General features: G+C 60.3%; 22 protein-coding genes and 1 pseudogene. 9 read left to right on the top strand and 14 right to left on the bottom strand.

The genetic code is table 11. The features are described 5' to 3' along the window. Window positions 1-54 precede the first annotated feature (54 nt). The 6 genes and pseudogenes from LJ360_RS18360 to mutM form a co-directional block, all read right to left on the bottom strand. Window positions 55-1586: pseudogene (locus tag LJ360_RS18360) on the bottom strand (phosphoenolpyruvate carboxykinase). 183 nt (window positions 1587-1769) lie between these two features. Further along, on the bottom strand, window positions 1770-2627 hold the full coding sequence (hslO, locus tag LJ360_RS18355) for an Hsp33 family molecular chaperone HslO (protein WP_091851982.1): 858 nt from the start codon (window positions 2625-2627) through the stop codon (window positions 1770-1772). A gap of 36 nt (window positions 2628-2663) precedes the next feature. Beyond that, entirely contained in the window at window positions 2664-3077 is a 414-nt protein-coding gene (gene hslR / locus LJ360_RS18350; protein ID WP_264994691.1) for a ribosome-associated heat shock protein Hsp15, read from the bottom strand. 52 nt (window positions 3078-3129) lie between these two features. Then, a complete protein-coding gene (yrfG, locus tag LJ360_RS18345) occupies window positions 3130-3819 on the bottom strand; it encodes a GMP/IMP nucleotidase (RefSeq protein ID WP_091851976.1) in 690 nt (229 codons plus the stop codon). A gap of 70 nt (window positions 3820-3889) precedes the next feature. Then, window positions 3890-4213: a hypothetical protein gene (locus LJ360_RS18340; protein WP_091852205.1), complete on the bottom strand. Its 324-nt coding sequence runs from the start codon at window positions 4211-4213 to the stop codon at window positions 3890-3892. 168 nt (window positions 4214-4381) lie between these two features. Next, entirely contained in the window at window positions 4382-5194 is an 813-nt protein-coding gene (gene mutM / locus LJ360_RS18335) for a bifunctional DNA-formamidopyrimidine glycosylase/DNA-(apurinic or apyrimidinic site) lyase (RefSeq protein WP_091851973.1), read from the bottom strand. 154 nt (window positions 5195-5348) lie between these two features. Here mutM and LJ360_RS18330 point away from each other — a divergent pair, with 154 nt between their 5' ends. Then, window positions 5349-6524, top strand: coding sequence for a fatty acid desaturase (locus LJ360_RS18330; RefSeq protein WP_091851971.1), 1176 nt, complete (start codon window positions 5349-5351; stop codon window positions 6522-6524). Here LJ360_RS18330 and rsmD read toward each other — a convergent pair. Next, entirely contained in the window at window positions 6503-7141 is a 639-nt protein-coding gene (rsmD, locus tag LJ360_RS18325) for a 16S rRNA (guanine(966)-N(2))-methyltransferase RsmD (protein ID WP_264994690.1), read from the bottom strand. The two genes, LJ360_RS18330 and rsmD, sit on opposite strands and share 22 nt — an antisense overlap. 184 nt (window positions 7142-7325) lie before the next feature. Here rsmD and ftsY point away from each other — a divergent pair, with 184 nt between their 5' ends. The 8 genes from ftsY (at window position 7326) to LJ360_RS18285 (ending at window position 15656) form a co-directional block, all read left to right on the top strand. Further along, complete coding sequence (gene ftsY, locus LJ360_RS18320; RefSeq protein ID WP_264994689.1) at window positions 7326-8552, top strand: signal recognition particle-docking protein FtsY; 1227 nt, start codon at window positions 7326-7328, stop codon at window positions 8550-8552. Window positions 8553-8604: 52 nt separating this feature from the next. Then, on the top strand, window positions 8605-9288 hold the full coding sequence (gene ftsE, locus LJ360_RS18315) for a cell division ATP-binding protein FtsE (protein WP_091851962.1): 684 nt from the start codon (window positions 8605-8607) through the stop codon (window positions 9286-9288). Next, the gene (gene ftsX / locus LJ360_RS18310) at window positions 9285-10295 is read left to right on the top strand and encodes a permease-like cell division protein FtsX (protein WP_264994688.1); all 1011 of its coding nucleotides are present in this window, start codon (window positions 9285-9287) and stop codon (window positions 10293-10295) included. The genes ftsE and ftsX overlap by 4 nt, the downstream gene beginning before the upstream one ends. A gap of 389 nt (window positions 10296-10684) precedes the next feature. After that, the gene (rpoH, locus tag LJ360_RS18305; RefSeq protein WP_091851957.1) at window positions 10685-11545 is read left to right on the top strand and encodes an RNA polymerase sigma factor RpoH; all 861 of its coding nucleotides are present in this window, start codon (window positions 10685-10687) and stop codon (window positions 11543-11545) included. 77 nt (window positions 11546-11622) lie between these two features. Beyond that, window positions 11623-12534 carry an NAD(P)-dependent oxidoreductase gene (locus tag LJ360_RS18300; RefSeq protein ID WP_264994687.1) on the top strand — a complete coding sequence of 304 codons (912 nt, stop codon included), beginning with the start codon at window positions 11623-11625 and terminating at the stop codon, window positions 12532-12534. A gap of 3 nt (window positions 12535-12537) precedes the next feature. Then, window positions 12538-13329, top strand: coding sequence for a hydroxypyruvate isomerase (gene hyi, locus LJ360_RS18295; protein ID WP_264994686.1), 792 nt, complete (start codon window positions 12538-12540; stop codon window positions 13327-13329). 196 nt (window positions 13330-13525) lie between these two features. Continuing rightward, window positions 13526-14206: a response regulator transcription factor gene (locus LJ360_RS18290; RefSeq protein ID WP_091851950.1), complete on the top strand. Its 681-nt coding sequence runs from the start codon at window positions 13526-13528 to the stop codon at window positions 14204-14206. After that, window positions 14193-15656: a sensor histidine kinase gene (locus LJ360_RS18285; RefSeq protein WP_264994685.1), complete on the top strand. Its 1464-nt coding sequence runs from the start codon at window positions 14193-14195 to the stop codon at window positions 15654-15656. The genes LJ360_RS18290 and LJ360_RS18285 overlap by 14 nt, the downstream gene beginning before the upstream one ends. Here LJ360_RS18285 and LJ360_RS18280 read toward each other — a convergent pair. From LJ360_RS18280 to LJ360_RS18250, 7 genes are all read right to left on the bottom strand, one after another. After that, window positions 15644-15946 (bottom strand): hypothetical protein, encoded by a 303-nt coding sequence (locus LJ360_RS18280; RefSeq protein ID WP_091851944.1) that lies wholly within the window; start codon window positions 15944-15946, stop codon window positions 15644-15646. The genes LJ360_RS18285 and LJ360_RS18280 overlap by 13 nt on opposite strands. 310 nt (window positions 15947-16256) lie before the next feature. After that, window positions 16257-16745, bottom strand: a complete 489-nt coding sequence (greB, locus tag LJ360_RS18275) for a transcription elongation factor GreB (protein ID WP_091851941.1) — start codon at window positions 16743-16745, stop codon at window positions 16257-16259. 6 nt (window positions 16746-16751) lie between these two features. Beyond that, window positions 16752-17060 carry a site-specific integrase gene (locus tag LJ360_RS18270; protein ID WP_091851938.1) on the bottom strand — a complete coding sequence of 103 codons (309 nt, stop codon included), beginning with the start codon at window positions 17058-17060 and terminating at the stop codon, window positions 16752-16754. Between the two features lie 169 nt (window positions 17061-17229). Continuing rightward, the gene (locus tag LJ360_RS18265) at window positions 17230-17493 is read right to left on the bottom strand and encodes an acyl-CoA-binding protein (protein WP_091851935.1); all 264 of its coding nucleotides are present in this window, start codon (window positions 17491-17493) and stop codon (window positions 17230-17232) included. A 98-nt stretch (window positions 17494-17591) separates the two neighbouring features. Then, complete coding sequence (locus LJ360_RS18260; RefSeq protein WP_091851932.1) at window positions 17592-18161, bottom strand: TetR/AcrR family transcriptional regulator; 570 nt, start codon at window positions 18159-18161, stop codon at window positions 17592-17594. A 113-nt stretch (window positions 18162-18274) separates the two neighbouring features. Beyond that, the gene (locus LJ360_RS18255) at window positions 18275-19417 is read right to left on the bottom strand and encodes a thiolase family protein (RefSeq protein WP_264994684.1); all 1143 of its coding nucleotides are present in this window, start codon (window positions 19415-19417) and stop codon (window positions 18275-18277) included. A gap of 179 nt (window positions 19418-19596) precedes the next feature. Beyond that, window positions 19597-24582, bottom strand: coding sequence for a diguanylate cyclase (locus tag LJ360_RS18250; protein WP_264994683.1), 4986 nt, complete (start codon window positions 24580-24582; stop codon window positions 19597-19599). Window positions 24583-24793: the final 211 nt, after the last annotated feature.

Genomic DNA, 24793 nt, shown 5'->3' with positions numbered 1-24793 from the left:
TAAAAAAGCGCCGTGCCGTCAGGCAGGGCGCTTTTTTTCGGTCTCGGGGTCCGGTTAAAGCTTCGGACCTGCCGCCACGATGGCGTCAGACACTTCGAACTTCTTGAAGTTCTCCACGAACTGACTGATCAGTTCCTGTGCCTTGGCGTCGTAGTCTTCCTTGCTGGCCCAGGTGTTGCGCGGGTTCAGCAGGTGGCTATCGACCCCCGGTACCGCCTTGGGTACGGAAAGGTTGAGGGTGGGCAGGTGTTCAGTTTCGGCATTGTCCAGGTCGCCGTTCTGGATGGCGGCGATAATGCCTCGGGTCGTGGGGATGCTGAAGCGCTCACCCACACCGTACGGACCACCGGTCCAGCCAGTGTTGACCAGGAAGACCTTGCTGCCGAAGTCGTCCATCCGCTTCATCAGAAGTTCTGCGTAGACGCCGGCCGGGCGCGGGAAGAAGGGCGCACCGAAGCAGGTGGAGAAGGTGGACTTCAGCTTGGAGGAGGAGCCCATTTCTGTAGAGCCCACCAGCGCGGTGTAGCCACTCAGGAAGTGGTACGCGGCGGCTTCCTTGCTGAGAATGGACACGGGCGGCAGTACGCCGGTCATGTCGCAGGTCAGGAAGACGATGTGGGATGGTTCACCGGCACGGTTTTCCTCGACGCGCTTTTCCACATGCTCCAGCGGGTAGGCGCAGCGGGAATTTTCGGTGAGGGATACGTCGGTGTAGTCGGGCTCGCGGGTGTCCGGATCAATGACCACGTTCTCCACGATGGCGCCGAAGCGGATCGCGTCCCAGATAATGGGTTCGTTCTTCTTGCTCAGGTCGATGCACTTGGCGTAGCAGCCGCCTTCGATATTGAACACGGTGCCCGGGCCCCAGCCGTGCTCGTCGTCACCGATCAGGTAGCGGTCCGGGTCTGCAGACAGGGTGGTCTTGCCGGTGCCGGACAGGCCGAAGAACAGGCAGGTGTCGCCATCTTCGCCAACGTTGCGGAACAGTGCATGGGCAGGACGTCTTTCTCGGGCAGCAGGAAGTTCTGCACCGAGAACATGGCCTTCTTCATCTCGCCGGCATAGTGCATGCCAGCCAGCAGTACCTTGCGGGCGGCGAAGTTGATGATTACACAGCCATCGCTGTTGGTGCCGTCCCGTTCCGGGTCGCACTCGAAGTTGGCTGCGTTCAGAATCTGCCATTCCTCCTTCGAGGAGGGATTGTAGCTGTCAGGGCGGATAAACAGGTTTCGACCAAACAGGTTCTGCCACGCGGTTTCGGTGCGCATCTGTACCGGCAGGTAGTGGGCCGGATCAGAGCCTACATGGACATGGGACAGGAAGTGGTCCTTGGCGGAGAGGTAGCTATCTACCCGGTCCCACAACGCGTCGAACTTGTCGGCGTCGAACGGTCGGTTGATCGGTCCCCAGTGAACGGCATTCTCGGTGCCGGGCTCCTGAACAATAAACCGATCCATCGGTGAACGGCCGGTACGCTTGCCGGTCTTGACGACCAGCGAGCCGTTGGCGGCCAGTTGACCTTCCTGATTTTCCAGTGCCAGCTCGACCAATCGTGCTGAGCTCAGATCTGTATAGGTTGTGCTCACTTCGACCTCGCCCTCAAGGTGTCTTTGGACTGCTCGATCCGCCAGGCCCGGGGACAGCGGCGGGTTGGTGGATTTGTGAGCAGTCGGGTCAATTCAGGCGCGCTATTATGCCAGACGCGGTCCAAAAAAACGACAGCCCTGAAAGCCTTGCTACGCCTGGCTCGGGGGGCTGGTGTATCCGTTTCAGTGAAGGGTGTGACCAGAGAACAACTGATCAATATCAATTCGCTGGAATCGGTACGTGGTGTGACAGAACTGACAGTCCATCTCAATGGTACCCTGTTCGTCCAGAATGCTATAGCACTCTTCCTTGCCAATGGAGCTCAGTGCCGCGAGGGTCCGGTCTCGGCTGCAGGTGCAGCGGAAGGCTACCGGCTCGCGGTCGAACAGACGCACTTCCTCTTCGTGGAACAGGCGGTGCAGGACAGTTTCACTGTCGAGTTCCAGTAACTCTGCCGCACTGATGGTGGCGGCCAGGTGTTCCACCCGCTCCCAGAGTTCATTGTCTTCCTCGGTGGCCCCGGGCAGGCGCTGGATCAGCAGGCCTGCGCTCTGCCTGCCATCGGCGAACAGGAAAAGCCTGGTAGCCAGCTGCTCCGAGCGCTCGAAATATTCCTCCAGGGCACCTGCCAGAGTATCGGCTTCCCGGGGTACCACGCCCTGATAGCGCTGACCCTGCTCCGGGGTGATGGTGATCGCCATGCGGCCCTGACCCAGTAGCTGGTTGAGGTTACCGGCCGCTACGGTGGCCTCCTCGTCCACACGGGCGATCCCCCTGACATGGCGGTCATGGCTGCATTCGGCCAGTAGCGTGGTGACAGGGCCCTCGCCATTGGCCTGGAGTGACAGGGTGCCTTTGAACTTGAGGGTGCTGCTCATGAGTACGCTGGCTACCAGGGATTCCCCCAGTAGCCGGGCAACCGGTTCCGGGTAGTCGGTCTGGGCCAGGATGTCGCTATAGCTGTCACGAAGGTGTACCCAGGCGCCGCGGATCTGGCTGTGTTCAAAGAGGAATTTGCGAAACTGGTCGCTGGCTTGCATTAATGGGCTCCAGGGGAAACGAGGGGAACAGTCAGGTCAGATTCCCTGCTGTTCGCGAAATTTCTGTATATCGCGCCGGTCTTTCTTGGTAGGTCTGCGTGCAGGGGGCAACTGGGCGGTCTGCATGGTCTTGCGCTGCCAGGACAGGTCCTCCCGGCGGCGGATGCTGTCTTCGGTTTCATGGTAGAGGGTCTGGGCTTCCGGAGCGCCCCGGCGCTTATCCGAGATGCCATCAATAATCACGATCCTTTCCTGCCAGCCCAGCCGCAACTTCACCCTGGCACCGGTTTCCACTGGCTTTCCGGGCTTGCAGCGCTGGTCGTTGTAATGGACCTTGCCACCTTCAATAGCTTCCTTGGCCAGGGAGCGGGTCTTGTAGAAACGCGCTGCCCATAACCACTTGTCAAGGCGTACCTGGGAATTGTCGGCATCAGCGTGTCGGGAACTCATGATCCTCCACTGGTCAGGACTGTTCCGGGAACTGTCAGAGCTATTATAACGGTCATGCCTGCGGTTTGGCAGAGGCCTGGGCGGTGAGGGCTGGCAATACCTCGTCAAAATGCCGTACTGCGGGAAATTCCGGGTGCGGCTCCCGGTCGGGCTGCTGGCTGTCTGGCGCCAGGATAGCCAGGCACTGGCCAATACCGGCGCGCCGGGCACTTTCCAGTACCGGCATGCTATCGTCAACCATGATGGCGCGGTCGCGGTGGTGGGTGTGGTGGTCCTGGAGCCGGTCCCAGAACGCCTGTTCTTCCTTGGCGGCGCCCAGGTCATGGCTTGATATGACGCGGTCCACCAGTTGGTCCAGCCCGGTGCGTGCCAGCTTCAGTTTCAGCGGGTCCGGGTGGCAGTTGGTGAGAATGACCGGGGCAAGCCGGTTGTGGCGAAGGGCCTGCAGGAACTCTTTTACCCGGGGCCGGTAGGCAATGCGGTCACCTACCTCCGCCTTGAGGGCAGTGATGTCGAGACTGAGGCGTTCGCTCCAGTAGTCGGTGCAGTACCAGTTCAGGCTGCCACGCTCGGCCATGATCATGGGCACGATAAGGTTCCGGGCCTGGTCCGGAGTCAATCGATTTGCCTCACCATAGCGCCGGGGCAGGTGCTCCAGCCAGAAGTGGTTGTCGAAGTGCAGATCCAGCAGGGTTCCATCCATATCCAGGAACACCTGGTCTGCTTTTGACCATTCAATCATCAGTAGGCAGCCCGAATTGTCATCAAACGTTCAGGCTGCACAAGATTGACGATCCCTGCAAGTGCGGGAATTACTCAGTGACCATTTCCTGTTTGCGGCCGGAGGTAGTGCAGCCCAGGCAGCGCACGAAAGTAGCCTCCGCCGGACCTTTTACCAGAACCTCACCGGCTTCGCCGGCGTTACCGCCTAGCAGCGAGAAAGGCAGCGAAACGATCCAGACGGCAGTGCCGACTACGGTTGTCGCCAACAGCAGTGGGCGAACCAGGACTGCGTCGCCGGTCATGGCCAGGGCGGACGGCTCTTCTTCTATCGCCTGGGCGTGGCCCAGCGAGGAAAAGCCGATCAGGCATGCAGCCAGGGTGGCCAGCAGGGTTCGTGAAAGGCACTTGTACATCATTGTCAGTCTCCTGGTTCCTGATTTTCCGCAGGTCAGAAGTCCTGCGTTATTGGAAAATTCTGTCACAAGTGTAACCGAAATGTCGTTACCCGTTACGCTATCTGTGACGAATTTACCTGAACCGGTTCACAGCTACGCAAGCAGACTGGCCGCGGGTTTGCCGGCTTACCTCTGGCACCGGGTGCAATATACCGTGGTGCGCTGGTTCATGCGGATTTCACGCAGTGGCTGATGGCATTCCACGCAGGGCTCGCCGCCACGACCATAGACCAGCAGGGATTGGGCGAAGTAGCCGGGCTTGCCTTCGCTGTTGACGAAGTCCCTCAGGGTCGTCCCGCCCATCAGTATCGCAGCGCTGAGCACCTCCCGGATCGCCTCGGCCAGTTGATGGTAGCGGGCGGCGCTGATCCTGCCGGCCGGGCGGCCAGGGTGGATGCCTGTTTTGAACAGTGCTTCATTGGCGTAAATGTTGCCGACACCCACCACAACCCGGTTATCCATCAGGAAACTCTTGATGGGCGTCTTGCGATCCCGGGACTTCCTGAACAGGTAACGACCGTTGAACTCCTCTCCCAGCGGCTCCGGGCCAAGACTGGCAAGCAGGGGGTGGGCTGCAGGCTCTTCAGCCCAGAGCCAGCAGCCGAAGCGGCGGGGGTCATTAAAGCGCAGTCGCAGGCCATCCGTGAACACCAGATCGATATGGTCATGTTTTTGCGGCGGGCTGGTGTCGGTGATCACCCGCAGGCTGCCAGACATGCCCAGGTGGACAATCACGGTGCCATGGTCAAAGTGCAGCAGTAGATACTTGGCCCTGCGGTCGGCCTCCCGCAGTGTCTGGCCGACCAGCAGTGCGGGCAGGTTGTCCGGCACTGGCCACCGCAGCCGCGGGTCGCGGATGATCAGTTCGGCCACGGTCTTGCTTTCGCTGTGGGGCGCGATGCCGCGGCGGGTGGTTTCCACTTCGGGGAGTTCCGGCAAATCAGGCTCCTGAGAAAACGGTAACAAAAGACAATGTAAAGGCCATTGTTTGGGCGAACAGGTGTACGCTAAAGTACTGGTGTGTCAGTTTGCCTTTCGCAATCGGCGCCTGACGGTTTATCCGTTGGTTTTTCAGTAAGTTGAGGATCTCCCTATGTGGTACAACGGTCTCCTGGACCTTTCCTGGGTACAGCTGGTGCTGGTCACCCTGGTGCTGACACATGTCACCATTGTCAGCGTAACGCTTTACCTGCATCGTCACTCCGCCCACAACGCCCTGGACCTGCACCCGGTGTTGCGGCATTTTTTCCGTTTCTGGCTCTGGCTGACCACCAGCATCAACACCAGGGAGTGGACCGCCATCCACCGTAAACACCATGCGACCTGCGAGACGGAAAACGATCCTCATAGTCCGGTGGTCAAGGGTATTCGCAAGGTTCTCCTGGAGGGGGCTGAGCTTTACGCCGAGGCCGTGACTCCGGAAACCCTTGACCGGTTCGGCAAGAATACACCCGACGACTGGATTGAGCGTAACGTTTACACCCGCCACCGCAACCTTGGCATTGCCCTGATGTTCCTGGTCAACCTGGCCCTGTTCGGAGTCAATGGTATCTGGATCTGGGCGGTACAGATGATGTGGATTCCAGTGTGGGCCGCGGGTGTGGTTAACGGCCTGGGCCACTATCTGGGCTATCGCAACTTCGAGTGCCAGGACAATGCCCGCAACATTTCACCGTTTGGCATTATCATCGGCGGTGAAGAATTGCACAACAATCACCACACTTACCCCAATTCCGCCAAGTTGTCCCGGCGCTGGTACGAGGTGGACATAGGTTGGGGTTACATCCGCCTGTTCCAGCTGTTCCGCCTCGCCAAGCCGAAGGGTTACCGCCCGGTTGCGCATTGGGTGCCCGGTAAGCAGGACATGGATGTGGAGACCGTACAGGCTATTGCCAACAACCGTTTCGATATCATGCGCCAGTATCGCAAGCGGGTCATGGAGCCGGTGTTACGCCAGCAGAAGGCGATGATGGATGGCACAATCAGGCCACGGTACCGTCGGGTTAAAAAGCTACTGTCCCGCGACGTTTCCCTGATCCCTCCCCAAGAGCAAGCGCACCTGGAAACCGTGCTGGATAACCACCCGGTATTGCGTCAGATCTATGATATGAATCAGGAGTTGCAGGCCCTGTGGCGCCGTCGGGGGGTCAAGCCCCAGGAAAAGCTGCAGGCGCTGATGGCCTGGTGCCGTGAAGCGGAAGCCAGTGGCATCCGTTACCTTGAGGACTTTGCCGCCCACTTGCGGGCCTATTCACTCAGGCCGGCCTGAGCGTCCACGATATGATATAGGGCGTAGGTTACCTGCCCGGCCTGTTTCTGGCGGTGCAGGTGCCAACGTGCCGGGACTGATGGCGCAACCCGGTCGCTTTCATACTCCAGGTAGACCCGGCTGCCGGTGCCAATCCATCCGTTTTCCTCTATCAACGGAATCAGCAATTCCAGCCAGCCCTGATGGAAAGGGGCGTCCATGAAAAGGATGTCGTAGTCCTCCCCTGTCCGGTTCTGCAGGAAAGCCTGGACATCCACACATTCCACCCGTCCGTCCTCACTACCCAGCTTGCGCAGGTTGTCCCGGAGCGCCCTGGCCAGGGCAGGAGTGTGGTCCACGAACGTCACCTCGCGGGAACCCCTGGACAGGGCTTCCAGTCCCAGTACACCGCTACCACTGAACAGATCCAGGCAGCGACTGCCCGGCACCTTGAATTGCAGCCAGTTGAACAGGGTTTCCCGAATGCGGGCAGGGGTAGGCCTTACACCACCTTCATCCGGGAAACGCAATACCCGACTGCGCCAGTCGCCGCCAATAATACGAAGCTCTCCCTCGTCGGCTGAAGGGCCGGTGCGGCGGCGGTTGCGGGCTGGCGTTGGGCGACGTGGGCGGCTCATATCGGAATCCGTGATTGCACAAGTGCGCCATGGTAGCGAAAAAAACGGCTCGCCGGTAACCGGGCAGCATGGGAGGTTTGGACCCGGGCGTTCCCTGCCGCTAGAATGACCGCTTTCCTGACAGCGGCCCCGGCGACAGGAATCCGAGTGGGCGGCTGACCCTCCAGCAAAAATGGTAAGACAAATGATGGCAGAGTGGATTCTGATCGGCCTGCTGGTGCTGCTGGTACTGGCCTTTATTGTGGATGTGGCCGGTCGGCGCGCAGCTGCGCCGCGCCCGCAACCGGTTCCCCAGCGCAAGCCGGAGGCTTTGCCCGGGCCGGCCCCAAAACCCCTCAACCGTGAGGCAACGCCAGATGTGACGGCGGAGCCGGAAGCCGTACCGGTTGATGAGGAAACCGTGGTCAGCCCTGCTGAAACACCGCAACCTGCTCCCGAGCCCGAGCCCGAGCCCGAGCCCGAGCCCGAGCCCGAGCCCGAGCCCGAGAAAAAGGTCAGCGTCTTCCAGCGCATCCGGTCCGGTCTCGGCAAGACCCGCGCCAGCCTGGGATCAGGCCTCTCCGGCCTGTTTTCGCCCGGCAGCAAGGTGGATGAGGACCTGCTGGAGGAAATTGAAACCACATTGCTGATGGCCGATGTTGGCGTCACGGCCACCACTGAAATCATTGACTCCCTCACCGACAAGCTTAACCGGAGCCAGCTGAAGGACGGTGCTGCGCTGCGGGATGCCCTGAAGGAAGAGCTGCGTAACCTGCTCGCCGGTAGCCGAGAACCCCTGGTAATTGATAGTGGCAAGAAGCCCTGGGTGATGCTGATGGTGGGCGTCAACGGTGTTGGCAAGACGACCACCATCGGCAAATTGGCCCGCCAGTTCCAGAATGAAGGGCACAGTGTCATGCTGGCCGCTGGGGACACCTTCCGGGCTGCCGCGGTGGAGCAGTTACAGGTCTGGGGCGATCGTAACAGTGTGCCGGTGATCGCGCAGCATACAGGTGCCGACAGCGCTTCGGTTATCTATGACGCGGTCCAGGCTGCGCAGGCTCGTGGAGTAGATGTCGTGATTGCCGACACAGCAGGCCGGCTCCAGAACAAGGACAATCTTATGGCCGAGCTGGAAAAAGTGGTTCGTGTCATGAAGAAGCTGGATGATTCCGCGCCCCATGAAGTGATGCTGGTGCTGGATGCCGGTACCGGTCAGAACGCCCTCAGCCAGGCGCAGGTTTTCCAGCAGGCGGTGGGTGTCAGCGGTATCACCCTGACCAAGCTGGATGGCACTGCCAAGGGCGGCATCGTATTTGCGATTGCCCGTCAGTTGGGGCTGCCCATCCGCTATATCGGTGTTGGCGAACAGGTGGAAGATCTGCGGCCGTTCGAGCCGGAGACCTTTGTGGATGCCCTGTTTGACGACTGATCTGCCGCAGGGCTAGTACACCGGCTAATACCGGAAAAGGACCAGGGCCGTCATGATCGAATTCCGTCAGGTTACCAAGCGTTATGACAGTGATCATACGGCCCTGCGCCATGTGTCGTTCGACCTGGACCGGGGCGAACTGGCATTCCTTACGGGGCATTCAGGTGCCGGCAAGAGTACCCTGCTCAAACTGATCCTGCTGATGGAGCGCCCCACCGCCGGTGAGGTTCGGGTTGGCGGCCAGCTTCTCAATACCATGCCCCGGCGCCAGATCCCCTACGTTCGTCGCCATATTGGCGCTGTCTTCCAGAACCATCAGCTGCTGTTCGATCGGACCGTTTTCGATAACGTGGCCATGCCGCTGGAGGTCATGGGCGTGTCCCACGACGATATTGGCCGGCGGGTACGGGCAGCGCTGGACAAGGTGGGCCTGCTGAGCAAGGAAAAAATGAACCCGGTGCAGCTCTCTGGCGGTGAGCAGCAACGGGTTGGCATAGCCAGGGCAGTGGTCAACAAGCCACCGGTGCTGCTGGCGGATGAGCCTACCGGTAACCTGGACCCGGAGTTGTCGGCCGATATCATGCACCTGTTTGAGCAATTCAGTCAGGTGGGAGTCACGGTACTGATTGCCACCCACGATATTGCCCTCATCGAGTCCATGGGGCGGCGTCGACTCACGCTTTCCCGGGGTGAGCTGCGCACAGGGAGGCCCGTCATGGCCGGAGGCGGAGCATGAATCGCCAACCCCGACAAACCGCCGATCGACGCAACCGGGGTGCCGGTCGCAACCGGACTTCGCTGCGAGCCGTGCTGGCCAGCTACCGCGCCCATCACCTCAAGGTTGCCAGGGACAGTGCACGCCGACTGCTGGAAGCCCCGGTTGCCAGTGCCATGACGTGGGCGGTGATGGGGATCGCGCTGGCATTGCCAGTGGGCCTGCTGTTGTTGCTGGTGAGCCTGCAGGGCATCAGCGCCGGGTGGGAGAGTGCCGCCCGGATTACGGTCTACCTGGAGGACAGGGCTTCCGGCGAGTCCGCCGGTCAGCTACAGGGGGAGCTTGCCGGCCGGGACGATGTGGCTGATGTGGTGCTGATTCACCGGGATCAGGCGCTGGCGGAGTTTCGCGCTAACTCGGGGCTCGAGGAAGCACTGGATTACCTCGATGAAAATCCGCTCCCGCATACCTTGCTGGTGACGCCGGTGGATGATGCTCGCACTGCTGCGGGTGTTGATCGGCTGGCGGCGGAACTGGAATCCCTGGACCTGGTGACTCGGGTTCAGGTCGACTTGGGCTGGTTGCAGCGATTGGCAGCCATAACGGACCTGATCGCCCGGGCAGTGTGGGTGCTGACGATCCTGCTGGCCGCAGCGGTGATCCTGGTTATTGGTAATACCATTCGCCTCGCTATCGAAAATCGTCGGGACGAGATACTGGTGGCAAAGCTGGTGGGTGGTACGGATGCATTTGTACGGCGGCCGTTCCTTTACACGGGGGCCTGGTATGGACTGGGTGGTGGCGTGGTAGCCGTGCTGATTCTGCAGTTCGCCATCTGGTGGCTGAATGGCTCGGTACGTGAGTTGGCCGTGCTCTATAACAGTGAGTTTTCCCTGAGTGGACTGCCGCTTGACGGGGCGCTGGGGCTGCTGATCGTTGCTGTTGCCATGGGTTGGGCAGGTGCCTGGCTTGCGGTAAGGCGACACCTGGATGCCATCGAGCCCGGTGAGATTGCGGGGGCTGGGTAGCACCTGCACTTTGGTTACGGGTTGTTCACGCGGTTTGTTGCCTACTGTGTTAGTGTGACAGGTGGATACACCTTTTTATTTCATGGGCGAAGGCGTTGCCGTATTCAATCCGGCGTACGGGAAACACCGTATGGTTGCATCAGGGGGCTGGGTCCTATTTTAGGTGCATTCACAGTTTCCCGGAAGGATCTGAACACGGGGCGTGCAGGTGCGTTGAGGGTAAGCGGCAGTGCTATCTGGACGATAACGGCTTGATCGCAGATCCTGGTTATTTTTGGTTAGTGTGTTGATAAAGCCGGGAAAAGTGCCCAGGCCGGGAACTAATTTGCCACTTGGCTGTCATAAATTGAGTTGCTATATTTATGGGTTGCCGAGTACGGAGGATACGAATGGGTACAGGTTTACAGTTAGCGGATCGTCTCGTCCCGGGTGCCAATCTGGAGTCCTACATTCAGGCTGCCAGTCGGATACCGGTACTGACCGTAGACGAGGAACGTAAGCTTGCCGAACGCCTCCACTATGAAGGAGACGTCGAAGCGGCGCGTACGCTGGTGCTCTCACACCTGCGTTTTGTTATCCACATTGCCCGCAGCTATTCAGGCTACGGCCTGGCGCAGGCTGACCTGATACAGGAAGGTAATGTCGGCCTGATGAAGGCGGTCAAGCGCTTCAACCCGGAATACGGGGTGCGTCTGGTGTCCTTTGCCGTGCACTGGATCAAGGCGGAGATTCACGAGTTTATCCTGCGCAACTGGCGAATTGTGAAGGTGGCTACCACCAAGGCTCAGCGCAAGCTGTTCTTTAACCTGCGTAGCCAGAAAAAGCGCCTGGCCTGGTTGAACCAGGACGAGCTTAATGCGGTTGCCAATGACCTCGGAGTTGAGCCCCGCGTGGTCCGTGAGATGGAAGGTCGCCTGGCGTCGCAGGACACCGCCTTCGATGGCCCCCAGGATGACGATGACGACAACGCCTACCAGGCGCCGGCCTATTACCTGGAAGATCGCCGAAGTGACCCTGCGGTTCAGTTGGAGCAGTCCGACTGGACCGCGGACTCCAACGGTCGCCTGATGGACGCGTTGCAGAGCCTGGACGAACGCAGCCAGGATATCCTGCGGGAACGCTGGCTGACCGACAGCAAGTCCACACTCCATGAGCTTGCGGATAAATACGGTGTTTCGGCTGAGCGTATTCGCCAGCTGGAAAAGAACGCCATGAAGAAGATCCGGGTGAAGATGGCCGAAGCGGCCTGATCACCCACTGGTCGTAATCTGATAACGCCACCGGCCTGCCTGCTGGTGGCGTTTTTGTTTGCAGGGAGAAAAATTCGATGGCAGCCCCCCACATTGCCTTCCTGGGTATTGGCCTGATGGGTGCGCCTATGGTGCATAACCTGTTGGCCGCCGGCTTCCCCATGACGCTCTGGAACCGCACCGCCCGCAAATGCGAGCCGTTTGAAGTCAGTGCCACCATAGCCGCTACCCCGGCCGAAGCCGTTGCCGGAGCAGACGTGGTAATCACTATGCTGGAGAACGGCGATGTCGTGGAATCGGTGTTGGTAGCGCAGGGCGTTATGACAGCGCTGAGGCCGGATGCGGTCCTGGTGGACATGAGTTCGGTCCAGCCCTCCCTGGCTCGGCGCCATGCCGCGCTGGCTGCTGAACAGGGCGCCGGCTACCTGGATGCGCCGGTCTCCGGCGGTACGCGCGGCGCGGTAGCCGGCACTCTCAGTATCATGGCGGGGGGCAAGGCCGATACCCTGGGAAAGGTACGACCCGTTTTTGAAGCCCTGGGCCAGGTAACCCATATCGGGCCGGTGGGCGCCGGGCAGCTGGCGAAACTGGCCAACCAGGCCATAGTCGGTATCACCATTGGCGCAGTGTCCGAAGCCTTGTTACTGGCGGCTAAGGGTGGCGCCGACCCGGTGGCTGTACGGGAAGCCCTGATGGGGGGCTTTGCCGGCAGCAAGATCCTGGAGCAACACGGCCAACGGATGATCGACCGGGACTTTGCCCCTGGCGCACCGGCACGCATTCAGATGAAAGACCTGCGAATGATCCTGGATGAAGCCCGATCCGAGGGCCTGACCCTGCCGCTGGCGCAGCTAGCCCATAACAGCTACCTGTCACTGGTGGCCAATGGACATGCCGATGTGGACCATAGCGGGCTATTGCTGGAACTGGAGCACATTAACGGAGCACGCCTCGGTGGCTTCCGGCATGACGGCAAGGGGCAGGACTGAGTTATGCCCAGATTTGCGGCCAACCTGACGCTGTTATTCAACGAAGTGCCGTTTGAGGACCGGTTCGCCTCTGCCGCAAGTGCCGGTTTCACCGGGGTGGAGTATCTTTTTCCCTATACCTGGCCGGAGGCCTTTCTGGCGCAGAGGCTTCAGGACAATAACCTCACCCAGGTGCTGTTTAACCTTCCTCCAGGTGACTGGGACAGGGGTGAGCGGGGTATCGCCTGCCTGCCCGGGCGGGAGGTGGAATTCCGTCAGGGCGTGGAAGAAGCCATCCGCTATGCCAGGGCCCTGGGTTGTCGGCAGCTCAACTGCCTCGCCGGGCTGGCGCCTGCCGGTGCCGAACCGGAAATACTCTGGGCCACGTTGCGCGAGAATGTAGCCTGGGCTGCGCGGCGGCTAGCGGACGAGGGCATCGTTCTTTGTCTGGAAGCCATCAATTCCCGGATCGATATGCCGGGCTTTCTGCTGGATACTTCCGGCAAGGTGGTGCAGCTCATGGATGAGATAGGTGCGGACAACCTGCGGTTGCAGTATGACCTTTACCATATGCAGATCATGGAAGGAGACCTGATCCGGACCCTGCAGGATCTGCTGCCCCGCATCGGCCATATCCAGTTCGCCGACAACCCGGGCCGTCATGAACCGGGCACCGGGGAGATTAATTTCCGGACTATCTTCAATGCCCTGGACGAGGCCGGTTACACAGGTTGGGTAAGTGCGGAATACCGCCCGAAAGGTCGCACAGAGGATGGGCTGGGCTGGATGAAAGCTGTCCAGGGGTCCACAATGTGACCGTCGTCATTGGCGACACCCTCTTACAGGATCGTAACTGGCAGCCAATCATGACAGCCCTTACTCTGGGCAAACATTAACAAGGGGAGCCGGGGCCTTCGGTCAGCCGACAGGCCCGCATCCGGACACATAACCCCCGGGTTTTCCGGCCTCCCTTGCGGTACAGTGGTTACTCAGTCAGGCGGGAGGAAGACCGGTGAAAGCACTGGTAATCGAAGACGATCAGGACGTAGCAAGCTACCTGGTAAAAGGGCTCAAGGAGTCCGATTTCGTGGTGGATCACGCGGCTGACGGCAAGGAAGGCATGATGATGGCCGCCAGCGAAGACTACGACATCATGATTGTGGACCGGATGTTACCGGGTATGGACGGCTTGTCCATCATCAAGACGGTACGGGCTACCGGCAACCAGGTCCCGGTGCTGATTCTCAGTGCCCTGGGGGATGTGGATGACCGGGTTGAGGGTCTGCGTGGTGGTGGCGATGACTACCTGACCAAGCCGTTCTCCTTTACTGAACTGCTGGCCCGAATTGAGTCCCTGGTGCGCCGTAACCGCCAGTCTGCCGAAACCGAGACAGTTCTGAAGGTGGCTGACCTGGAGATGGACCTGCTGGCCCGGACCGTCAAGCGCGCCGGCCAGAATATCGATGTCCAGCCCCGGGAGTTCAGGCTGCTTGAATACCTGATGCGCAACGCCGGTCAGGTGGTGACCCGTACCATGCTGCTGGAGAAAGTGTGGGATTACCACTTCGACCCCCAGACCAACGTGATCGATGTGCACATCAGCCGTCTACGGGCAAAGATCGACAAGGAGTTCGATACCCCGCTGCTCCAGACAGTCAGGGGTGCGGGATACATGCTGCGTGAAACTGCTTAGTCAGCTACGAACCTCTACATTCCAGCTGGCCCTGCTCTACATGGTGGTGTTTGCCACCTCGGTTTTCCTGTTGCTGGCGTTCATCTACTGGCGTACCGCCGGTTTCATGACTGCCCAGACCGATGAAACCATCGAAGCTGAGATAGCAGGGCTGGCGGAGCAATACCGGGGTCGGGGTGTTAATGGCCTGATCACGATCATCCGTGAGCGGGTGGCCCGTGACCCCAATGCCAAATCGCTTTACCTGCTTACCACCGATGAGTACCTCAAGCTGGCTGGTAACCTGAACGGCTGGCCGGTGGAATCCCAGTCCCGGGAAGGTAGCTGGATCAACTTTACCCTGGACGAAAGCCTGGGCTGGACCGGTCCGCCACGGCAGGCCCGGGCCCGTATCTTTGAGGTGCAGGGCGGCCTGCGATTACTGGTTGGCCGTGATGTGGATGACCTCAATACCCTGAAAGCCCTGATCGAAACCGCTATCAACTGGGGCATGGGTATCACCCTGGCCCTGGCCTTGCTGGGCGGCTTCATGATGAGCCGCAGCACTACCCGCCGTATAGAAGTGATCAACAACACTTCGCGCAAGATCATGAACGGGCATTTGTCCCAACGGATTCCCACCCGGGGCACCCAGGACGATTTTGACCAGCTCGCCGAAAACCTCAACCAGATGCTGGACCGGATCGTTTACCTCATGGAAGGCATCCGCCATGTGTCTGACAGCATCGCCCATGACCTGCGCACACCCCTGACCCGGCTGCGCAACCAGCTGGAAACCACGCTGATGCTGGTGGATAACGACGAGGCCCGGGACCAGGCCGCGAAGGCGGTGGCGGAGGCGGACCAGCTTCTGGCCACCTTCAATGCCCTGCTTCGGATCGCCCGGCTGGAAACCCGGGGCAATACCACCGCGGACCTGCGGCCGGTTTCTCTCGGCTTGCTGGTACGGGATGCCTGTGAACTCTATGAGGCGGTCTCGGAAGACAAGTTCCAGACCTTTACCCAGGACATCGACGACGAGGTGACGGTGGAAGGCGATCGGGACCTGCTGTTCCAGATGGTCAGCAACCTGATCGATAACGCCATCAAGTATACCCCCGAGGAAGGGGAAATCGTGGTGAGGGTAGTGATAGAGAGCGGGGCAGCGATCTTCGAGGTGGCCGACAGTGGTATCGGTGTCCCGGACGACGAGAAAGGCCAGATTTTCCAGCGCTTCTACCGGGTTGGCAAGAGCCGCTCATTACCAGGTAACGGTCTGGGGCTGAGCCTGGTCAGTGCGGTGGCCGAGATCCACCAGGGCACCATTGGCGTCTTTGATCACCACCCGGGTGCCGATCACCCCGGATTGCGGGTTCGGGTTACCTTGCCCCGCTATAATCCCCAGAAGCGTCGCGTGAAGTCAGTGGCAGCCACTGCAGAGGCCGGGCAGCCCGAAGATTACTCTGTCTGAGACTTGTTGTCGTCGTTGCGGCGAAACCGGTTAATGCGCTCGGCGACGGGCCGTAGCACCGGCGAACCTTCCCGTTCAAGACTGTCCAGCATATCGCCGGCCTGGCGACGATAGCGATCGAGACGGGTTTGCAGGCTTTCCCATTCGCCTTCCAGGTGGTGCTGCTCGGCCATCAGGAAAGCGGCAATATTGTGGCGATTCACCTTATCGGTAATGCCCATCCGGTCGAGCTGATAGCCTACAGCGTCAACGCCCTTGAGGGCTGCCTGGGTGAGCTTCTCTGTGTTCATAGGTCTGCTTGTCCTCAACAGGGAGGTAACTGGCACTTGATAGTCCCATCATGGGGCCGCCGGGCCAAGTATACAACCTGCCAGTTGCGGCAGGGAAAGGCGGCAATGATGCCTGAAATAAATGTCATTGCGCGGCCACTTCGGGTTAACGGCTCCCGTGCATAATAGGTAGGGCAGTAGTGAAGCAGACCACGAAGGTTCCGTCTGCTTCTCCCTCCAGCACAGCGCTAGCCTTGACCCCGCAACTTGCGGGGTTTTTTTCGCCCGGATGAAAACCGTATTACGGTGAGGCCTGGACCTGGGGTGTGGTTCAGTCTGCCAGCTCTGGCTTTTCGTACTGGATATCAGTGACGTACCAGGTGGCTGGTCCTTCCGGTGTCTGCACCAGGGCTTCGTCGTCAACCTGTTTTTTCAGCAGGGCCCGGGCCATGGGGGAGTCGATGGAAATAAAGCGTTTGTCGAGGTCCAGTTCGTCGTAGCCTACGATGCGGAAGCGGCGGGCCATGCCGTCTTCGTTCTCAACCTCAACCCAGGCTCCGAAAAAGACACGACCTTCCTGCTCCGGGCTGTAGTCGACCACCTGCAGTTCCCGGGAACGCCGTTCCAGGTAGCGGAAGCGGCGGTCAATCTCCCGCAGCCGCTTCTTGTTGTACTGGTAGTCCGCGTTCTCGGAGCGATCACCCAGGCTGGCAGCCCAGGTTACCTTGCGAGTCACTTCGGGGCGCTCCACACGCCACAGGTGCTCCATCTCGGCTTTCAGCGCCTCGAAACCGGCGCGCGTGATCAACCTCGCGCGCATGGGGTATCAGGCCGGCTCTGCTGCCGACTCCTGTTTGTGGAGTACATCGCTGTAGAAGAACATAAGAGCCTGGCGTGCCTGGTTGAGCCGGGCACGTGACACCTGGATGCGGTCCTGCAGGTAAAGTAGGAAGAGCTGCTGGTCGGCACTTTCCAGTGTCTCCGGGGTCTTCGGTTGGTGGAAGAGTACGAAGCGCGCGATCCAGTGAAGATAGGTCTGCTGGGTGCGCTGATTCAGTTGCTGATGGCGGATGGCGTCCTGCACTCGCTGAAACAGGCCGGGTTCGCTCTGTTCAAGCGCTTCGGTCAGATGCATGGTGATTCCTGCTGATGGCTCGCGAGCCGCTTACCGGCCCTGTTGTTGTTATAGTGACGGCATCATATGACAAACGCTTGAATACCGCAAAAACCATCTGCAGGAAAGCCGGGATACTGAGGTTACGGCTTGTTCAGACGCTTCAGCACACCCACGCCCAGTTTATCCATCAACCGCGAAAGTCCTCGAGGCGGTTGATATAACGCTGCATGGCGTCTTCCCTGGACATTCCCGTGAGCTTCTTCCGGGCATCGAACTTGGCCCTGCCTACAAAGTCCATCATACCCGGGCGCTTGCCGGAGACATCCCCCTCGGTAGCCTGCTTGTAGAGGGCATAGAATTCCAGTTTCTGTTCGTTGGAGGGGCCCTGGTCGCCCCGCCCGTTCTGTATGTAATCCACCGCCTCATTAAAACGGGTTTCAAGATCGCTCATGGCAGTTTCCTTGATCTTTTTTAAAGAGGTCCGTTAGACGTCTGTGATGGCAGTATAGCGCCAGGTATCCGGCTATGGCCATGTTGACGCAGGTGGTTTCAGGTGAGCTCTCCGTCAATCAGCGCCAGTAGCTGATCGCGGGTGGACTGGAGGATACGCTCCGACAGAGCCGTATCGCTGACACTCCGTGCCAGCATAAGGCCGCCGACCATGGCTGACAGGATCAGAAAGCTGCGTTCTTCCCGCTTGTCCTGTTCCAGCCCACCCTGAATCAGCGTCAGTCGGTCATGCACAATCCGGTCTGTGGTCTCACTGGGTCGGCCAAGCTGGCCCAGTTCTGCTGATACGGTGGGTAGTGCACAACCCTGACCGGGGGAATCCCGATGGGCGCGGGAAAGATACCGGGTGATCAGTGTTGCCAGAGGTGTTGCGGTCTCATGGACCCGGGCGGTCTCTTCGTCCATTTGACGGGCCGCTTCCTGGAGGGCCGATTCGACCAGGTCGTCCTTTGACCGGAAGTGAGCATAAAAGCCGCCATGGGTGAGTCCCAGGGTCTTCATAAGCGGCTGCAGGCCGGTGTTGCTGATGCCCTGTTCCCGGAATTGCCGGGCAGCTTCGGCAAGTATACGTTGGCGGGTTTTCTCCTTCTGGTCGGGAGAGTAACGCATCGGAAGCCTCCTGGAATCGGGTTTGCCGCGGGCTAAGTACGCCCGCGGCCTGGATGCCGACATGCTACACCGAAAGCCGGGGCCGGTCAGTGCCTGGCGGGCACCGACAATAGCTATGCATCGGCGGAAGACCGTTCCAGCAGGGTTGCCACGCCCTGACCACCACCCACGCACTGAGTGGCAATGGCGTAGCGCCCTCCGGTACGCGCCAGCAGCGAGGCCGCCTTGCCCGTTATCCGGGCACCGGTGGCGCCCAATGGGTGGCCAAGGGCCAGCGCACCCCCGTCAAGGTTAACCCTGTCCCGGGGCATGTTTAGTTCCTGCAGACACGCGATGGCCTGGCTGGCAAACGCTTCGTTGATTTCCATCAGGTCAATGTCATCGATTGTGAGACCGCTGCGTTCCAGAACCTTACGGGTGGCATACACGGGGCCCATGCCCATGATCTCCGGCGGGCAACCGGCCACCGCAACAGCTCGTATCCGAGCGAGTACGGGCAGGTGATACTGGTCCGCAAAGGTTCGGGTGCAGACCAGGACGGCAGCGCTGCCATCGGTCAGCGGGGAAGAGGTGGCTGCAGTGACCGATCCTTCGAAAGCCGGCGGCAGTCCGGCCAGGGTCTCCAGGTTGGTTCCAGGCCTGATGCAACCATCTTCCCGGACCTCGCCATCAGGCGTTGTCAGGGGGACGATTTCGTCCGCCAGGCGCCCCCCGTCACGGGCGGCGGCCGCTCTGGCATGGGAGTCAACGGCCATCTGCTCTTGTTCCAGCCGGCTGACGCCATAGCGGCGGGCCACCTCCTCAGCAGTGAAGCCCATGGGCATATAGGCCTGTGGGTAGTGCTCCATAAGCTCAGGATTGGGGCAGTTGCTGAAGCCCCCCATGGGTACCCGGGTCATGGATTCGACGCCGGCGCAGAGGAAGGCGTTACCAGCGCCCAGCATCAGCTGGCCGGCCGCATAGTGAATAGCGGCCATGGAAGAGCCACAGAACCGGTTGATGGTGGCGGCTCCCGGAGTCTCCGGAAAGCCGGCCCGGAAACTGGCAATGCGGGCAAGGTTGTTGCCCTGTTCGCCCTCCGGGTAGGCGCAGCCCAGGATGACGTCTTCCAGTAACGAGGGACTGAGATCCAGCCGGCTGACCAGGCCGCCCATGACCTGGGCGGCCATGTCATCCGGGCGCAGGTTGACGAGCTGGCCTTTGCGGGCGAAATGAAAAGGCGACCGGGCGTAGCCGGCTATCACGATGTTGGTCATTCTGGCGCTCCATTGCGGTTAAATTACAACCATAATATTATAGATGTAATATCATGGGCGCAAATCCTTTTAAACCAGATAATGGGGCAGGTTCCACGGTTATTACTTCTCAGCGTTCCTGTTGGTATCGGTACACAGGAAGCGCAGGAGCCGGCTGGCGTGTTGCCAGCGGCAGTCCTTCAATCAGCGACCGTAAGCTGATTCCGACCATTAGCCTTGGACTTGTACAGCGCCGTATCCGCCTTCCTGATCAGCCGCTCCGGGTCCGCATGCATGGCACTCGCGGTAGCCAGGCCCAGGCTTACGGTAACCCCAAGCACTTCATCGTCCACCTTCACCTGGTGGCGCTCGATGGCTGCGCGGATACGCTCGGCTACCACGGACGCCTCGTCCCGGCCCGCCCCGGGCAGAATCACGACCATCTCCTCACCACCATAGCGCGCAGCGGTATCGTTCTCCCGCGAGTTGGCCTTGACCAGGTTGGCCACCTCCCTCAACACCTGGTCACCCAGCTGATGACCCCAGGTAACGTTGAACTGCTTGAAGTGGTCGATATCAATGATCACCAGCGACATCTCCCGGTCGAAGCGGGCCACCCCCGCCAGCTCCTGGCGCAGCATGTTCTGGAAATAGTCGTGATTGAACAGATTGGTAAGGCCATCCACTGCTGCCTTGCGGGATAACTCCAGGCGACCGGCAGCAGCTACGGAGATAATCTCCAGGGCCCCGATCCGCGACTTGGTAAAGCAGTTGCTGATGTGGTTGTTTTCCAGGTACAACAGCCCGATCAGGGTGCGTTGCTCCCCCTGGCCAATGGCAATGGGCAGGCACAGGATTGAGCGTACCCGTTCCCGAAGGATGTACTCCTCCCGGTCCAGTCCGGGTACCGGACTGTTCACCGACAGCGCATCGGCCACCACCACGCTCTCCCGGGTGCGGCTCACGTAGTTCACCGTAGCCTGGGAAACCGACTCACACTGTTCCAGCGGCGACGACTGCAAGATGACGGTTTCATCCGAATCCACCGAAGCTTCGGACTCGATACGAAGCTGGCCGTCACCATCGCGGAGGGCCAGTATGCCTCGCTGGGCGCCGGCAAACTCAAGGGCGATATTGATGATGGACTCCACCATACGGCTGTGGATCTGCTCGTCCGCGATGGCTTTCAGGGCCTTCATCAGCGACATCATGTCCACCTCCGCCATTGGCATGGCCAGGGTTCCTGCCTGGCTGGTGGTAGCGCGGGACTCCGCAAGCTGTGGGTGGCGCTGCTCCAGGTGCCTGACCAGGGCATGGGCACCCCAACGCCGGTAGAGGTCTCGCGCCCGGCTCAGATAGGGCAGGCTGATGGTCGTGCGGCCTGCGTTAACGTGCATGGTGCCGCAGAGCTGGCACGCCAGCGCTTGTTCTTCAATAAAACCCTGCTCTGCGGCCAGGGCGATGGCCTGGTCGTAGGCCTCGTGGGCGTCGAAGTCACGGCCTCTGTAACGCAGGAACTCTGCCTGCAAGAGCTGGTATTTATTGGCCATATTGACCGGACAGTTGCGGGCTTCGGCGCGCATCAGTCGCAAGTCCTTGCGTGCCAGTCCCAGGTAGCGCCGCCGCTGGCGGGTGGCGGTTACCGTACGGGCGTTGTGGAGCAGCACCAGGCACCGCAGGAAGCGGGTCCAACGGCTGGTGTAGAAGCCTTCTGTGCCGTATCCGGTACCGGTGAGGTAGTCCACAATGCGCGCACTATGCTCCTGGTAGCCCTCGCCATCGAACAGGTAGTGCAGGTACATGGATTTGAGCAGGGCATGTTCGATGATGGCGTTGTCAGCGGCTTCCCGGTGCCGGGGCAGCATCTCATGGATATCGTAGACATCTCCAGAGAGCTCTGCGGGGCGCGTGCTCTGTCCTCGAAGGTTGCGGATGAACTGCAACCGGGCTTCATGGTGATGTAGTACCGATCCCATATGCAGGGCGCGGAATTCTGCCAGCTCCCGGGTGGTTTGCTGCTCCAGCTTTTCCAGGTCAGCGCCACCGTGCAGCAGGTGGTCCCCTTGAATGGTTGCCGCATGGACTGCGTACTCGAAATCGCCGTTCTCCATGCACATACGGCTGGCCTGGCGCAGATTGTCGAAAGTCTTGTTGAGTGGGTCCTTCCAGTGCTGGATCAGGGCGGCGTAGAGGTGCAGGGCACGCCCCCGGCGAATATTGAAGCGTTCGCTCAGGTCCACCGCCAGCTTGCCCAGCCGGTTCCCGGTTTCTGCGTCGTGAAGCTCCCGGGCGTACATCATCCCCAGTACGGAAAAGCTGGTCGTGGTTTCCGGACTGTGACCGTACTCCAGGGCCATTTCCACGCCCCGGATGCAGAGCAGCGGCAGTAGCATGGGCTCGGCAAACATGGTGGCGCTGCCGATGGATGCTCCGATACGGCCGGCAGCCCGCTGTTCGGCGGAGCTCAAATCGGGCCGGTTCCGCAGGGCCTCCAGGTTGACCGTCTTCAGCCGGCTCTTGAGTCGCAGGAAACGGAAGGTCACATGGCTACGACGGGGATGGCGGGGATACTTGTGGCCAAGTTCCGCCAGCAGGGGCAGGGCGATGTCGATCGCCTTGTGCAGTTCACCCTGTGTGATCAGGTAGCTCATCCAGGTTTCGTGGAAGCTGACACGGCCGAGCAGGTCGCGGGCCTGCTCCAGGCCAGTGTCCACCAGTACTTTGAGCCCCTTTCTGTCACCCACGTAGGCCGCAGCCTCGGCGGCCGCACTATAGGCGCTCAGTGCCAGGGCGTAGTCCTCTTCCCAGCCGTGTTCGCCGAGCAGCAAAACCGCCTTCTGAAAATGGTTGTAGGCAATCGGGTAGGACGCCGCCTGGCGGGCGCGATAGCCGGCCTCCAGGTTCAGGCGACACAGCTCCCGACGGTCTTCCCGGTTGTCAATCAGGCCAGCGCCTATGTTCAGGTGGGTAACAGTGGCAAACAGCCGGTCCTTGCGCTCTACCGGGTCCAGGTTATGCAGTAGCTGGCGGCCGATCTCCAGGTGGGTGGCCTGGCGGGTATCGGCATCCACCAGCTGATAGGCCGCTTCCTGGATGCGGTCGTGGGTGAAGGCGAACTCGACGGTAATCCGGCCGGCATCGGTGGCCTGGGCCAGCTCGGTCAGCTGGTAGCTGTCTCTTACCGGCGTGACGAGGCCAGCGCGGGTGGGGGCGTCCAGTCCAATGGCAATATCCCCGGGCGATTGACCGGTAATCATGGACAACATCGCAAGGGAAAAGCGGCTGCCGGCGCAGGAGGCCAGCCGCAGGAGCTCAAGGCTGGCACCGGGCAGGCTTTCCAGTTTGCGGGTCATTAGCCCGGCCACGTTGTCGGTGATCCGCTGCTGGCTCAGGCGGGTGATATCCCAAACCCACCGGCTCGCCGCCGGGTCATAGGTGATATGGCCGCGCCCGTGCTGATCCTCGAGGAATTCTTCCACGAAGAACGGGTTACCCTCGGTTTTCTGATGCACCACCCGGGCCAGGACCTCTACCTCCCCGGTGGTCGTCATGAGGGTATCGGAAAGCAGCCGGCAGATGTCTGGTACGCCCAGCGGCTGCAAGGCGATATGCGTGAGGTAGACATTGGTGTCCTGCATCTGTTGCAGGGTCGACATCAGGGGGTGATCCGGGGTGACTTCGTTATCCCGGTACGCACCCACCACCAGCAGGCGGTCGCCTTCCAGCTGGTCTACCAGCAGGTCCGCCAGTTGCAGGGTGCTGGAATCCGCCCATTGCAGGTCATCCAGTACCAGCACCAGGGGATGGTCGGCATGGCTGAACACCCGGATGAAGTTGAACAGGGTCAGGCGAAAGCGCTGCTCCGACTCGGCAGCTCCGACGGCTGAAAGCCCGGGCTGGGGACCAATGATAAGCTCCAGTTCAGGGATCAGTTCGGTCATCAGTACGCCGTTGGGTCCGAGCGCCCCGGTGATCCGGTTCCGCCAATAGGCCAGGCGTTCATCGCTTTCGGTCAGGACCTGCTGAACCAGGTCTCGCAGGGCCACCGTAAGTCCACTGTAAGGGACATCCCGGTGAACCAGGTCAAACTTGCCCACGGTGAAATAGCCACGACGAGCAGTTACCGGCTTGTGCAGTTCGTTGATCAGGCTGCTCTTGCCAATACCGGACCGTCCCGCCACCAGGGCCAGCGCCACACGGTCATAGGCCTGTTCAAAGGCGGTCAGAAGTTGCTGTACTTCTTTTTCGCGGCCGTAAAGGCGCTGGGGAATGCGAAAGTGGTCCGGCACGTCATGGCGGCCGAGAGGAAAAGGATCGATGGACGCGTTGGCGTTGATCTGCCGGTAGCATAGCTGCAGGTCATAGAGCAGTCCGCCGGCGCTCTGGTAGCGCTGCTCGGCGGTCTTGGCCAGCAGCTTCATGATGAGGTCGGAGAGGACCCTCGGAACACTGCTGTCGAGGTCTGCCGGTGCGACCGGCGTACGGGCGATATGGCAATGGAACCACTCGATGGGTTCTTCGGCGGAGAACATCGGGCGCCCGGTGACCAGTTCGTAGAGGGTGGCGCCCAGGGAGTAGAAATCTGATCGGTAGTCCACGGCCCGGTTCATACGCCCTGTCTGCTCCGGTGACATATAACCCGGTGTCCCGGGAACCGTGGTGGGGTGTTTCAGGTTGGCCTGCTCCCGTTGCTGGTGGGTAGCGATACCAAAATCGATCAACCGGATCGCCCGGGACTTGCTGTTGACCAGGATGTTTGCCGGGTTGATGTCCTTGTGGGTAATGCTCCTGGCGTGCAGGTGTTTCAGTGCAGTGGCGATGGCTGTGGCAATGCCCACGCAGGCTTTCAGGTTGATGCGGCGGTGCGCAGTGATGCGGTCCAGGGACTGGCCGCCGATATCCTCTAGCACCAGTGCGGGCAGGTCACCAATCCGGGTCAGTTCATGGGCCTGGATCAGGTAGCTCCCTTTCACGTCCCGCAGGATCTCATGCTCATGCTGTAGCAGAGCGATGCTTTCCCGGGTGGCTTGTTCCGGTTTCAGGGTCTTGATGACCACGCTCTCGCCATCGGACGCCCGCAACGCCCGGTAAATCCGGGTGTTGCCACCCTCGGTAATCTTCTCGACAAAGCGGTAACCGGAGGGAACATCAATGGATTGGGGGACGACCCGGGTGCTGGCAGGCATTGTAAAGATGATCCTCCGTTACTTTTTATTAATATTATGACGGAATGGGTAGACAAAACATGTAAGGAAAAGTAATCGAATGTCATATGTCGCGACTGTCTACTCATGCACAAAAATGGCATTCCATGTCACTGGGGTTGAACTCCCGTTAATCGGTGCAATAGTTAAGGGAGATTTCCCCAAAGCCACCTTTCCGACCAGAATAGACAGG

The organism is Marinobacter sp. AN1, assembly GCF_026013985.1.
Classification (GTDB): Bacteria; Pseudomonadota; Gammaproteobacteria; order Pseudomonadales; family Oleiphilaceae; genus Marinobacter; species Marinobacter segnicrescens.
The sequence above is the reverse complement of the archived record's forward strand: the minus strand, read 5'-3'. Positions and strand labels throughout refer to the sequence as shown.